Below are 12633 nucleotides of genomic sequence, written 5' to 3' on the forward strand. Positions count from 1 at the left end.
AAGACTGCGTGCGGAGCCCGGTGGCTGTGGACTCCGCGATGGATGAATGTCTACGGGGGCCTCTGTTCGTGCAAAGCGAGACCAGCGCCAAGGTGGCCAGCGATGGCTGCGCGCCCCCGACCCTGCCCCGCCAGCCAGCGCATCCGCCCGCGGCGCGCCTCATCGACGCCATTGCCCGGCGCCCCTCCGTATACAGCCTCCCCACACGTGCCGCCGACGCAAGCCGTCGCGCCGCGGGCAGGCCTGCAAGTTCCACTGTGGTCGCACCAGCAACTCTGTGGATAGGGCCGACGCCCTGAAAAGCGTTCGGATCGATTAAAGGGAGAGAGGATCGAAATGACACGACGCACTCGCAGCACCACGACAACGACCGCGCTCGCGGTGGCCATTGCAGCCGCACTGGTCGCAGCACCCGCGGCCTACTCGGCTGGCAGGCAGCCCGCCAAGACCGCCAAGGGCCCGGTGTTTTCCAAGCCGGCCCAGGCCTACGGGACCAACCTCAAGGCCCCGACCAACGAAACCCACGACGGTTTCATCATCAGCTTCCAGAAGGGCGCCAAGCCCAGCGCGGCAGCCCTCCGTGACCACCTCCAGGCCGTCGGCAAGAGCCTGGGCATCCAGATCGCGGTCGACCGTGACCTGGCCACCGGGGCAAAGCTGGTCCGCACCAGCCGTGCCCTCGACCGTGACGGCCTGAAGCAGCTGACCATCGAGCTGATGAAGAGCCCGATGGTCCGCGCCGTCGACCCCAACGGCCGCATGTACCGCGCGTTCACGCCGAACGACCCGCTGTTCGCCGAGCAGTGGCACTACCAGGGCGGCGGCATGGGCATCAACGCCGTCGAAGCCTGGGATACGGTGGACGGCGCCGGCTACATCGTCGCCGTGCTCGACACGGGACAGGTGAACCATGCCGACCTGGCGGGCCAGTTCATCGCCGGCTACGACTTCATCAGCGATCCGGCCAACGCCCGCGACAACGATGGTCGCGACGCGAACCCGAATGACGAAGGCGACTGGGACGACAAGTACGACAGCTCCTGGCACGGCACCCACGTCGCCGGCACCGTTGCCGCACTTACCGACAACAACGTCGGCGTCGCCGGCGTGGCACATGGCGCCAAGGTCCAGCACGTGCGCGTGCTTGGCAATGCCGGTGGCACGTTCGCCGACATCAACGACGCCATTGTCTGGGCGTCGGGTGGCACGGTGGCCGGTGTGCCGGCCAATGCCACCCCCGCGAACGTCATCAACCTCAGCCTGGGTGGCACCACGGTCTGTCCGACCGCCATGCAGGATGCGATCGACATCGCCATCGCGAACGGCACCGTCGTGGTCGCCGCGGCCGGCAACTCCAGCGCGAACGTGAGCGGGTTCTCCCCCGCTGGCTGCAATGGCGTGATCGCTGTCGCGGGCACCGGGCCGAACAACACCGCCTATGCGTCGACCAACTTCGGTACGCGCATCAACGTGGCGGCTCCGGCCGGCAGCGGCTCGCAGCCGGCCACCAACCAGGTGCTTTCAACGCTGAACGCCGGACTCGAAGGCCAGGGCGCGGACTCGTACGCCTGGTATGCGGGTACGTCGATGGCGGCACCGCACGTCGCGGGCACCATCGCGCTCATGATGGAGGCTGCGGACGAAGCATTGCCGCCGGCCGAGGTCGAGACCATCCTCGAGAACACCGCGTTCGCGGCGAACGGTCTGGTCGCGGGCTGCAACAACGCCGAGCGCTGGTGCGCCAGCATGATCGACGCCGGCCGTGCCGTCGCGGTCGCCAGGGGCGAGGAGCCTCTGCCCCCGACCCCGCCGGCACCGCCAGAGCCGCCGCCGCCGACCGTACTCCAGAACGGCGTGACGGTGGACCTGCCGGACATGGTGGCCAACGACAACCTGTACTTCGTGCTGGATGTCCCGGCCGGCCAGGGTCAGCTGAACTTCAACCTCGGCGCCGGCACCGCGGGTGACTCGGACATCTACGTCCAGTACAACCAGCGTCCGACGAACTCGATCTGGCAGTGCCGTCCCTGGACGGGTGGCACGGTGTCGGAGCTCTGCTCCTTCACTGCGCCCACGGCAGGCCAGTGGCATGTCCGGGTGAACGCGTACACGGCGTCCGCCGGGTACACGCTGACCGGAAACTACACCGTGGAAGGTCCGCCGCCGCCGACGACGACCGTGCTCCAGAACGGCGTCACCGTGTCGGGCCTCAGCCTCGCGACCAACCAGGAGCTGTTCTTCGTGCTCGACGTGCCGGCAGGCGCGACCGACCTCAAGTTCCAGATGACGGGGACGAATGGCGATACGGACCTGTATGTCCGCCGCGGCAGCCTCCCGACCGACGCGGCCTACGATTGCCGTCCATGGCTGTCTGGCAGCAACGAGACGTGCACCATCGCCGCGCCCGAGGCGGGTCAGTGGTTCGTCCGCCTCGACGGCTATGCCGCGTCGACGGGCGTGAGCCTCACCGGCAGCTTTGTCGGCGGGCCGGCCGGCGAGCCGCCCACCAACGTGTCGGCAGCCTATGCCTTCGCGCTCAAGGCGTTGCGCGTCCGCGTGCCGCTGAAGTGGGAAGGTGGCGGCGAGCAGGTGGACATCAAGCGCAATGGCGCGACGGTGGCCACGGTGGCCAACAGCGGCTACCTGCTGCACACGTTCACTGCCAGCGCCCCCGGTGCCGGCAGCACGACGTACGAGGTCTGCAATGCCGGGACCGCCGAGTGCGCCTCGACCACGGTGAACTACACCGCGCGTCGCTGATCACCCGGTAACACGCTGCAAGCGAGGGGCCCGGTTCGCCGGGCCCCTTTTTGTTGCCCCGGGCACTCCGCGCCGGCACGCCGCCAGGCGCTGGCAATCCGCGGATTTGCCCCCAAATACCCGGCTCGGTAGGCTGCCTGATTGCCCTGCCCGTCCTGTCCCACTCCCCCCTGCCCCACCCGGACCCCACCCGATGGCGATGGACTACATCCGCATCCGCGGCGCACGTACCCACAACCTCAAGAACATCGACCTCGACCTGCCGCGCGACAAGCTGATCGTGGTCACCGGCCTGTCCGGATCGGGCAAGTCGTCGCTCGCGTTCGACACCATCTACGCCGAAGGCCAGCGCCGCTACGTCGAGTCGCTCTCCGCGTATGCGCGGCAGTTCCTGAGCGTGATGGAAAAACCCGACATCGACCACATCGAGGGCCTGTCGCCGGCGATCGCGATCGAGCAGAAGTCGACCTCGCACAACCCGCGCTCCACCGTCGGCACGATCACCGAGATCTACGACTACCTTCGCCTGCTCTACGCGCGCGTGGGCCAGCCGCGCTGCCCCGACCACCACTATCCGCTGGAAGCGCAGATCGTCAGCCAGATGGTCGACCAGGTGCTGGCGCTCGATCCCGACCGTCGCTGGATGCTGCTTGCCCCGGTGGTGCGCGAGCGCAAGGGTGAGCACGCGCAGGTGTTCGAGCAGCTGCGCGCCCAGGGCTACGTGCGGGTGCGCGTCGACGGCGCCCTGTACGAGCTCGACGCCGTGCCGCCGCTTGCGCTGCGCCAGAAGCACACCATCGAAGCGGTGATCGACCGCTTCAAGGTGCGTGACGACATCGGCCAGCGGCTGGCGGAATCGTTCGAGACCGCGCTCAAGCTCGGTGACGGGATGGCCGAGGTGCGCGCGCTGGACGGCGAGGACGTCCCGCCGCTGCTGTTCTCGTCGCGTTACAGCTGCCCGGTGTGCGACTACGCGCTGCCGGAGCTGGAGCCGCGCCTGTTCTCGTTCAACGCGCCCGCCGGCGCCTGCCCGACCTGCGACGGACTGGGCGTGAGCCAGTTCTTCGACCCGGTGCGCGTGGTGGTGCACCCGGAGCTCAGCCTCGCCGCCGGCGCGGTGCGCGGCTGGGACCGCCGCAACCACTACTACTTCCAGCTGATCGCGTCGCTGGCCAGGCACTACGGCTTCGACGTCGACACCCGCTGGCAGGAGCTTCCCGAAGACGTGCGCGAGGCGGTGCTGTTCGGCAGCGGCAAGGACCTCATCGGCTTCACCTACGTCACCGAAGGCGGCGCGCGCAGCCAGCGCCGCCACCGTTTCGAGGGCGTGGTGCCCAACCTCGAGCGCCGCTACCGCGAGACCGAATCGGCGGCGGTGCGCGAGGAGCTGTCCAAGTACATCAGCGAGCGCGCCTGCCCCGACTGCGGCGGCGCGCGCCTGAACCGTTCGGCGCGCAACGTGTTCGTGGCCGAACGGCCGCTGTCGTCGCTGGTGGTGCTGCCGATCGACGAGGCGCTGCGCTTCTTCACCGGCCTGGAGCTTCCGGGCTGGCGGGGCGAAGTGGCCAGCCGCATCGTCAAGGAGATCCGCGAACGGCTGGGCTTCCTGGTGGATGTCGGCCTCGACTACCTGACCCTGGAGCGCAAGGCCGATTCGCTGTCCGGCGGCGAGGCCCAGCGCATCCGTCTGGCCAGCCAGATCGGTGCCGGCCTGGTGGGCGTGATGTACGTGCTCGATGAACCCTCCATCGGCCTGCACCAGCGCGACAACGAGCGACTGCTGGGCACGCTGGTGCGCCTGCGCGACCTCGGCAACACGGTGATCGTGGTCGAGCATGACGAAGAAGCGATCCGCCTGGCCGACCACATCGTCGACATCGGCCCCGGTGCCGGCGTGCATGGCGGCGAAGTCGTCGCCGAAGGGAGCTACGCGGACATCCTCAAGGCGCCGCGCTCGCTGACCGGGCAGTTCCTGTCAGGCAAGCGCCGGATCGAAGTGCCCGCGCTGCGCCACAAGGCCAATCCGAAGATGCTGCTGACGCTGCGCGGCGCGTCCGGCAACAACCTGAAGGACGTCGACCTGACCATCCCCTCGGGGCTGTTCACCGCGATCACCGGCGTGTCCGGCTCCGGCAAGTCCACGCTCATCAACGACACCCTGTACGCGCTGGCCGCCAACGAGATCAATGGCGCCTCGCACACGCCGTCGCCGGTGCGCGAGGTCCAGGGCCTGGACCTGTTCGACAAGGTGGTCGACATCGACCAGTCGCCGATCGGGCGCACGCCGCGCTCCAATCCGGCCACCTACACCGGCCTGTTCACGCCGCTGCGCGAGCTGTTCGCGCAGGTGCCCGAGGCGCGCGCGCGCGGTTACGGCCCGGGGCGCTTCAGCTTCAACGTGCGCGGCGGCCGCTGCGAGGCCTGCCAGGGCGACGGCCTGATCAAGGTCGAGATGCACTTCCTGCCCGATGTCTACGTGCCCTGCGACGTGTGCGGCGGCAAGCGCTACAACCGCGAGACGCTGGACGTGCTCTACAAGGGCCACAACATCCACCAGGTGCTGGAAATGACCGTGGAGGCCGCGCTCGACCTGTTCCACGCGGTGCCGTCGATCGCGCGCAAGCTGGAGACGCTGTCCGACGTGGGCCTGAACTACATCAAGCTGGGACAGTCGGCGACGACGCTCTCGGGCGGCGAGGCGCAGCGGGTCAAGCTGTCCAAGGAGCTGTCGCGCCGCGACACCGGGCGCACCCTGTACATCCTCGACGAGCCGACCACCGGACTGCATTTCCACGACATCGAACACCTGCTGGGCGTGCTGCACAAGCTGCGCGACGACGGCAACACGGTGGTGGTGATCGAGCACAACCTGGATGTCATCAAGACCGCCGACTGGGTCATCGACCTCGGCCCCGACGGCGGCCATCGTGGCGGCCAGATCATCGCCCAGGGCACGCCGGAAGAAATCGCCGCAATGCCGCAGTCGCACACCGGGCGCTTCCTCGCCCCGCTGCTCGGCGCGCACGCACACCTGCCGGCGGCGGCCACCGGCGACAAGCCCGCCCCCCTCCGTTCCAGGGGTCGCACCGGCACGCCGACCCGCGGCCGCAAGACAAGGAAGACGACATGAGCCAGGCTTCCGGCGAACACGGCAAGCTGCTCCATCGCATGCCCATCGAACTGCGCTGGCGCGACCTCGACGCGTTCAACCACGTCAACAACTCCAACTTCATGACCTACCTCGAAGAGGCACGGATCCGCTGGTTCGAGACGCTGGGCCAGGAATGGGTGACCGACGAGGTGGCGCCGCTGCTCGCGGCGGTGCAGATGAACTACCGCCAGCCGATTCCCTATCCGTCGTCGATCGTGGTCGAGCTGACCGCCGACCGCGTGGGTACCAGCAGCGTCACCCTCGGCCATCGCATCACCAGCGCCGACGGCGACGTGCTGCACGCCGACGGCCACGTGGTGATGGTGTGGGTGGCGCGCGCCAGCGGCCGGCCCACGGCGCTGCCCGAGGGCGTGCGCAACGTGGCGAGCGGCTGACGGCGCGACGGCGTTCAGCCCGTTCCGGCGACGTCCAGCCTGCTGCCGCGCAGGCCGTGCCGGATCATCAACCGGTACAGCGTGACCCGCGAGATCGCCAGGTCGCGCGCGGCCGCCTGCAGGTGGTGGCCGTTGCGCAGCAGCGCGCGCTCGATCGCCATGCGCTCGCCCTCGCAGCGCGCTTCGGACAGGGTCGTCGGCTCGCATGCCCCGGTGTCGAGACGGAGGTCGCGCGCACTGATCCGTGGCCCCTCGGACATCACCACGGCCTGGCGCACGCGGTTGACGAGCTCGCGCACGTTGCCCGGCCACGCATGGTCGTGGAGCGCGCGCAGTGCGTCGCGGCTGAAACCGCGGGTGCGTCCACCCCCTTCGCGGCCGTGGCGCACCAGCGCCCAGCCGGCGAGCAGCGCGATGTCGGCGCCACGCTCGCGCAGCGGCGGCATGTCCAGCTCGATCACGCGCAGCCGATGGTAGAGGTCCTCACGGAAGCGCCCGGCGGCGACCGCCGCCACCAGGTCCACGTGGGTCGCGCAGATGATCCGCGCGTCGGTGGGAATGTCGTCGTGGCCGCCGAGCCGCTGCAGCGTGCCCTGCTCCAGGAAGCGCAGCAGCGACGCCTGCGATTCCAGCGGCAGGTCGCCGATCTCGTCGAGGAACAGCGTGCCGCCATTGGCCAGCTCGATGCGCCCAAGCTTGCGCTGGTTGGCACCGGTGAAGGCACCGCGCTCGAAGCCGAACAGTTCCGACTGCACCAGGCTTTCCGGGATCGCCCCGCAGTTGATGACGACAAGCGGTCCGGCGTGGCGCGACGAATGGCGATGGATGGCGGTGGCGGCCAGTTCCTTGCCGGTGCCGGTCTCGCCGCTGATGTACACCGGCGCGTCGGTCATGGCGGCACGCTGCATGCGGCGGTACAGCGCCTGCATCGCGGGACTGTCGCCGATCATGCCTTCCGGCCGCGGCGCCACCGGCTGGCCCACGCCGCCGCAGTCACCCAGCCCCGCCATGCCATACGCGTGGCCGAGCACCAGGGCCAGCAGTTCGTCGTGGCAGGGAAGCACCACGTAGTCGTGGCAATGGTCGAGCACCAGCCGCCGGATGCGGTCCAGGTGCAGCTGGCCCTCGGAGATGCCGGCCACCCAGCCGACGCCGCCACAGGCGAGCGCGGGCAGGATGCGGCTGAAGCCGCGCTCGCCAAGCCGGTCGCAGTCGCGCAGGTCGATCAGCCCGACCTGGCAGCGCGGACTGGCGTTGGCCAGGATCCCCAGCACCTGGTCGGGCTCGGTCACCTGGCGCGGTTGCCATCCGCGCTCGACCACGCCCGCTGGAAAACCGTGGTCGTCTCCACCACCCGCGACGACCCAATGGAGAATCTCGCGCACCTCCGCGCTTTTCGGCATGCAATCGCTCCGTACCCGCCCCCCCGGGTCACGCCTCGTTCCCAGTCCACAGCAGTCAACGCGCGCCGTGCGCGCGACCGGACATCGGGCCGCACATCCGGCCCGATGACATTGCCGGTCTAGAACGTGACCGGCAGCCGCAGCGTCAACGACACGTCGGGCGTGTCACGCGTAAGACCGGCGCCGAGCGCGAAGTTCAGGCTGGTCCGGTCGCTGAGGCGGTAGGTGGCGCCGAGCAGCAGCGTGCCCAGCACGACGCGCACCGAACCGGGCATGTCGTGCCCGTTCTGGCGCGCGCGGCCGACGATGCTGTGGTCATAGCCGATGCTGATCGCGGCCTTCTCGTTGAGCGCCAGCCCCATGCCGATGTTGAAGCCGAGGATGTCACCCGGATCGACCTCGCCGATGAACTCCGTCGTGGTCTGCGGGAAGCCCTCCGGTGCGCCGCTCAGGACCGTGCGCGAGAGGTCATCGCGCGCGAAGTTGTGCAGGTAGCTGAGGCTGCCGAAGAACACCACCGGATCCGACGCATACACCCAGGTGACGCCGGGTTGCAGGGCGGCGAAACCGCTGCCGGTCGGCAGCTCCAGCGGCAGGCCGGTGCCGGTGGCGTTGGACACGCAGCGCGTCACGCAATCGGTGACCACGTCGAACACATCCTTGCCGGTACGCGTCTTGTAGCGCAGCCACAGCACGTAGTACGGATGTTCAGGGCCGCGGTTCGCCAGCTGGTAGCGCGCGCTCAGCTCCACGTCGCCGATGCCGCGGCCGTCGGAGGTGAACACGCTGTCCTGCGCGGTGCCGGTGAAGATCTCGCGGCTGACCGTATCGCCCTTGATGTAGACATACGGCACCCGGGCTTCGACCTCGAAGCGCTTGCCCAGGCCATAGCGCGCGCCGAGCGTCGCGGTCACGCTGGTGGTCTTCACCTGGCGCACGTCGATCAGGCCGATCAGGATCGCCGGGATGATGGTGTACCCGATCAGCGCCACGCGGTCGTTGGCGTAATAACCCGTCTGCAGCGACGGCTCGAGGATCAGCTTGCCCTTCGGCGTCAGCACGCCGGGCTGGTCGAAGATCTGCGCCACCTCGGGCGGCCGGTCGTAGCTTTCCGGCGCCTGGCCCACGCGTGTGTCGGACGGATCGTCGCCGCGCGCCGCTGTCGCGTCCTGCGCCGCTCCCGCCGGCGCCGCCTGGCCTGCCGCGCCGCGGGCGCGGAGGCCATCGAGCGCCAGCGCGTCGACCCCCGAAGCCGCCGCATCCCAGGCGGCCTGCTGGTTCATCACCTGCGTGCGCAGCGCATCGATCTCCCGCGCCTGCGCCTCGACGCGCGCTTCCAGCGCCGAGAGCCTGGCGTCATTGCCGCCCACCGGCGCCGGATCCTGTGCGCGCGCGGCCAGCACCGGCACCAGCGCCAGTGAAATCGCCGCGCTCAGCACAAAACCGCCACGGCGCCGCGGCGCCCGGATCCCAGTCCGCATGTCCATGCCTTGCACTCCCCGATGCCTCACGGTGTACCGATCGCGCCGATGCCGGCGTTGCCCATGGCTTCGCCGAAATTGACCGCCTGCAGCATCCCCAACGCCGTCGTGCCTGCATTGATCGTCGTCATCACGCGGATATCGGCGCCATCAAGCGAGTTCTGCAGCACGAGGCCGGCGCCGCCGCCGCTTGCGACCACGTTGCCGGCGCCCACCTGGACCAGCTGGGTTTCACCCAGGCGCGCGAGCTCCTGGGCCTGCTCGGCCGTGATGTTGGCCACGTCCGGCACATCGATGTGCAGCGATGACACCAACTCGCCGTTGACCCACGCCATGCGCTCGAACCCGAACGACACCAGCAGCCCGGAGGGCAGCACGTACCCGCCGCGCAGGGCATCCAGCCGGTCCGCCTCAAGCGGCGTCCATCCCTCGGGCATGCCATCGGCGGATGCCGCCGGCGGCGACCAGCCGATCGCACCGGTGGCGAGCAGCGCGGTGACCAGCAGATGCCAGAGCCAGCGCCTGGTCGTGAAGGTCTTCATGGCTAGATGTCCCCGGGTCCGCGACGGCTCATCACCACGTCCTGCAGTCCTTGCCGCTGCACGGCGAGGGCGATCGGTGCCAGCGGCGCCGCGCGCCAGTCGCGTGAAGCGTTGAATGCCGCCAGGTCGCGGCGGTTGTGCACCACGAACAACACACGGTTGTCCCACAGCCGCTCCAGGTCGCCCCGCTTGAGCAGCCGCGTGCCGCGTGCCGGGTCGCCGAGCAGGACGCGCCCTTCGCGCATGCCCTTGACCACCACGAAGTGGCGGTAGCCGCGGTCGTTGATGAGGATGATCGCCGGCAGCCCTTCTTCGAGCAGCTTGTCGAGCGGCAACTCGAAGCCGTCGGCCTGGAAGCCCTGCGCGTGCAGGTACTCGCGCATGTCGAGCAGCGAAAAGCCTTCGCGACGGATGCGGGCCTGGTCGCCGGCCGCGTACATCGCCTTGAACACCTCGGCCTCGCCGACCGGCTGGCCGTACTGGAAGGTGAGCAGCGTCGCCACCGCGGCCGAGCCGCAGCTGAAGTCGTATTGCTGGCGGATGGTGGTGCGGTAGCGCGCCTCCTTGAGGCTGGTGACGCGAACCGCGTAGCTGCCGCCATGCGGCACGCGGATCTCGGCCGGGGAGCCTGCCGCGGCGCACGGTGCCGCGACCTGCAGCATGCAGGCAGCTGCCAACACGAGCCCCGGGGCGGCCGCGCGCGGCGTCACGGCGCGGGTCCGCCAAACTGCACGTTGACCGCGGTGCCGTTCTGGATGAGCACGTTGTTGCCGCTGTTCTGGATCACCGTGATGATGCCCGCGGCGTTGCCGAACGCGCCGCCGTCGACCACGTTCTGGCCCGTCACGTTGTCATGCGCGACGTTGCCGCTCACGGTGCCGGCGTTGTCGACTTCGACCAGGATGCCCGGATCCAGGCCGACGTTGCCCGATTGCATCTGCAGCGCGTCGCCGCTGACAGCCGGGCCGAGGCCGGCTACGGCAGCCGCATCCGGTGCCGGTGACGCCAGCGCAACGGCGCCGGCCATGATCAAGATCGTGATTGCAGGCATGAGGAGTGCTCCTGGGCGCAGCGCGGGTGCGCCGCGGTCATGCCGCGGCGCACACATCCGGTCACACGCTCAGGTCACGGACCGGCACCACCGCCCACGCTCAGGTTGGCCTGCACCGTCACGCCCTGCTGGATCAGCGAGGACGCGCCGCTGTTCTGCGCCATCACCATCAGGCCCGCGGCTGCATTGGCCGTGCCGTCCATCGAGTTGGACATGTCGAACGAGCCGGCGTCGGCCCAGGCGTTGCCGCCGCTGCCGCCGTCGCCACCGTCGCCGCCGCTGCCGTCGCCGCCGTTGCCCGCGCCACCGGTGCCGCTGCCGCCGTTGCCGCCAGTGCCCGACGTGGTGCTCGCGTTGCCGCTGCTGCCGGCGTTGCTGGCCGTGGTGGCGCCGCCGGTGGCGGTGGCATCCGCGGTCGCGCTGCTGTCGGACGTGGCCGACGAGTCGGAACTCGCATCGCCGTCCCCGCGCTCCCGCGTGCGCGCGCGGGAATCGGCAGTCGAATCGGAATCCGAGTCGCTGCCCGCGCCGTTCAGGCCGATGGCGCCGGAATCACCGTCGCGCCCGCTGAAGGCAAGCCCGTCACCGCTGTCGCCACCGCTGCCGCCGTCACCGTCGCCGCCGCTGCCGCGCCCACCGTAGCCCTTGCCACCGTCACCGCCGCGCGCGCCATTGGCGTTGCCGCTGTTCTCGGCGTAGTTGCCGATGCCGTACACGAGATTGCCGGTCACCGTCCCTTCCAGGTAGGTCTTGGCGATCGCGCGGTTGCTGTTGAACGAACTGTTGATCTCGGTGGTCGCGCTGCTGTTGTTGACGGCCGATGCGTTGGACAGGCCAAGGCCCAGCGCTGCGTCTGCGTGGTCGCGGTTGTTGCCGCTGCTGTTGTCTTGTTCGTTGATCGCGTTGTTGTCGCCGTCGCCGGCCTCGCTCTGGTCCTGGGCCCAGGCGGACGTGGTCATGCCGATACCCAACAACACCGCCACTGCCATCATGCTCTTACGGATGCGCATCTCGTTCTCCTTGGGGGATGTCGCGCCGTCTCGCGTGGGGAGGTCCGCGTGGATGACGCCACGGACCATCCTTTGCAGGATTGGTGCCAACTGCCCAAGGCAAGATGCAAGGCCATGATTATCATCGGGTTCTTGGCGGCGTACGCGGCGCACGCATGGTCGCAACCGATGTCGGGCGCGCCACGGCGAGCGGAATGTTCCAGTCCTGAATCACGCGCCGCGTGGCGCGGCCGGCAAACGGCGCGGGGCGGCACGCCAAGAGGCGGAACGTGCCGCATACAACGGCGCGCCGTGCGAGTCCGACGGCATGTTCCACATCCGTACAGGCCCCCGAAAAGGGCCGCCCTTGAAAGCGCGTGCGCCGCCCATCCGCGGCCCATTCAGCGTGTGACGGGCGCCCGGACCTCGAATACGCCCTCGACGGTTCGACCGTCCGCGAGCGTGAACCGCAGCACGGCGCGCTCACCGGTCACCGGCGTGGCAGCGGGTCGCATGAGCATCAGGTGCAGGCCGCCAGGCTTCAGTACCGCCTCGCCACCCGCTGCGATCGCAAGCGACGGCACCGCGCGCATGCGGCTGACGCCGTCGACGAGCGTGGTCTCGTGGATCTCGACGCTGCCAAAGCCTGCTCCCGAGGCCGCAACCACCTGCACCGCGGTCGCACAGGGATTCTCGATGCGCGCGAAGCCGGCCAGCATGGGCATCGGCACCGGTGGCGGCCGCAGCCAGCCTTCGACCACGCGCGGCAGGCAACCGGCGGCGGCGTCCCGCGCCGATGCGGAGGGTGCGAGTGCAAGCAGGGCGAGCGCGAACGGCAGGGTGCGAAGCATCTTGTCCATG

At 69.6% G+C, this 12633-nt stretch carries 10 protein-coding genes; 3 read left to right on the forward strand and 7 right to left on the reverse strand.

Going from position 1 to position 12633, the window contains the following annotated elements; all coding sequences use genetic code 11:
• Positions 1–336: 336 nt before the first annotated feature.
• The 3 genes from JHB91_RS05250 (at position 337) to JHB91_RS05260 (ending at position 6306) form a co-directional block, all read left to right on the forward strand.
• Positions 337–2760 (forward strand): S8 family serine peptidase, encoded by a 2424-nt coding sequence (locus tag JHB91_RS05250; protein WP_199471950.1) that lies wholly within the window; start codon positions 337–339, stop codon positions 2758–2760.
• A 193-nt stretch (positions 2761–2953) separates the two neighbouring features.
• Positions 2954–5890 (forward strand): excinuclease ABC subunit UvrA, encoded by a 2937-nt coding sequence (gene uvrA, locus JHB91_RS05255; protein WP_199375398.1) that lies wholly within the window; start codon positions 2954–2956, stop codon positions 5888–5890.
• A complete protein-coding gene (locus JHB91_RS05260) occupies positions 5887–6306 on the forward strand; it encodes a thioesterase family protein (RefSeq protein ID WP_199375397.1) in 420 nt (139 codons plus the stop codon). The genes uvrA and JHB91_RS05260 overlap by 4 nt, the downstream gene beginning before the upstream one ends.
• A gap of 14 nt (positions 6307–6320) precedes the next feature.
• On the opposite strand, the gene JHB91_RS05265 is transcribed toward JHB91_RS05260, so the two are convergent.
• From JHB91_RS05265 to JHB91_RS05295, 7 genes are all read right to left on the reverse strand, one after another.
• Positions 6321–7709, reverse strand: coding sequence for a sigma-54 dependent transcriptional regulator (locus JHB91_RS05265; RefSeq protein ID WP_199375396.1), 1389 nt, complete (start codon positions 7707–7709; stop codon positions 6321–6323).
• A 119-nt stretch (positions 7710–7828) separates the two neighbouring features.
• Positions 7829–9196: an acetate kinase gene (locus JHB91_RS05270; protein ID WP_199375395.1), complete on the reverse strand. Its 1368-nt coding sequence runs from the start codon at positions 9194–9196 to the stop codon at positions 7829–7831.
• A gap of 20 nt (positions 9197–9216) precedes the next feature.
• A complete protein-coding gene (locus JHB91_RS05275) occupies positions 9217–9732 on the reverse strand; it encodes a hypothetical protein (RefSeq protein ID WP_199375394.1) in 516 nt (171 codons plus the stop codon).
• 2 nt (positions 9733–9734) lie between these two features.
• Positions 9735–10394 carry a C39 family peptidase gene (locus JHB91_RS05280; protein ID WP_199375393.1) on the reverse strand — a complete coding sequence of 220 codons (660 nt, stop codon included), beginning with the start codon at positions 10392–10394 and terminating at the stop codon, positions 9735–9737.
• Positions 10395–10438: 44 nt separating this feature from the next.
• Entirely contained in the window at positions 10439–10783 is a 345-nt protein-coding gene (locus tag JHB91_RS05285; RefSeq protein ID WP_199471952.1) for a hypothetical protein, read from the reverse strand.
• A gap of 74 nt (positions 10784–10857) precedes the next feature.
• A complete protein-coding gene (locus tag JHB91_RS05290; RefSeq protein ID WP_199375391.1) occupies positions 10858–11793 on the reverse strand; it encodes a hypothetical protein in 936 nt (311 codons plus the stop codon).
• A gap of 380 nt (positions 11794–12173) precedes the next feature.
• Positions 12174–12632, reverse strand: coding sequence for a copper chaperone PCu(A)C (locus tag JHB91_RS05295; protein WP_199375390.1), 459 nt, complete (start codon positions 12630–12632; stop codon positions 12174–12176).
• Between the last annotated feature and the right edge of the window lies 1 nt (position 12633).

The organism is Luteimonas sp. MC1828, from assembly GCF_016461615.1.
In the GTDB taxonomy this organism is placed as follows: Bacteria; Pseudomonadota; Gammaproteobacteria; order Xanthomonadales; family Xanthomonadaceae; genus Luteimonas.

Bases quoted from the DNA above. Each gene is read 5' to 3' on its own strand.
- JHB91_RS05250 (WP_199471950.1), top strand. From the start codon at position 337: ATGACACGACGCACTCGCAGCACCACGACAACGACCGCGCTCGCGGTG.
- uvrA (WP_199375398.1), top strand. From the start codon at position 2,954: ATGGCGATGGACTACATCCGCATCCGCGGCGCACGTACCCACAACCTC.
- JHB91_RS05260 (WP_199375397.1), top strand. From the start codon at position 5,887: ATGAGCCAGGCTTCCGGCGAACACGGCAAGCTGCTCCATCGCATGCCC.
- JHB91_RS05265 (WP_199375396.1), bottom strand. From the start codon at position 7,709: ATGCCGAAAAGCGCGGAGGTGCGCGAGATTCTCCATTGGGTCGTCGCG.
- JHB91_RS05270 (WP_199375395.1), bottom strand. From the start codon at position 9,196: ATGGACATGCGGACTGGGATCCGGGCGCCGCGGCGCCGTGGCGGTTTT.
- JHB91_RS05275 (WP_199375394.1), bottom strand. From the start codon at position 9,732: ATGAAGACCTTCACGACCAGGCGCTGGCTCTGGCATCTGCTGGTCACC.
- JHB91_RS05280 (WP_199375393.1), bottom strand. From the start codon at position 10,394: ATGCTGCAGGTCGCGGCACCGTGCGCCGCGGCAGGCTCCCCGGCCGAG.
- JHB91_RS05285 (WP_199471952.1), bottom strand. From the start codon at position 10,783: ATGCCTGCAATCACGATCTTGATCATGGCCGGCGCCGTTGCGCTGGCG.
- JHB91_RS05290 (WP_199375391.1), bottom strand. From the start codon at position 11,793: ATGCGCATCCGTAAGAGCATGATGGCAGTGGCGGTGTTGTTGGGTATC.
- JHB91_RS05295 (WP_199375390.1), bottom strand. From the start codon at position 12,632: ATGGACAAGATGCTTCGCACCCTGCCGTTCGCGCTCGCCCTGCTTGCA.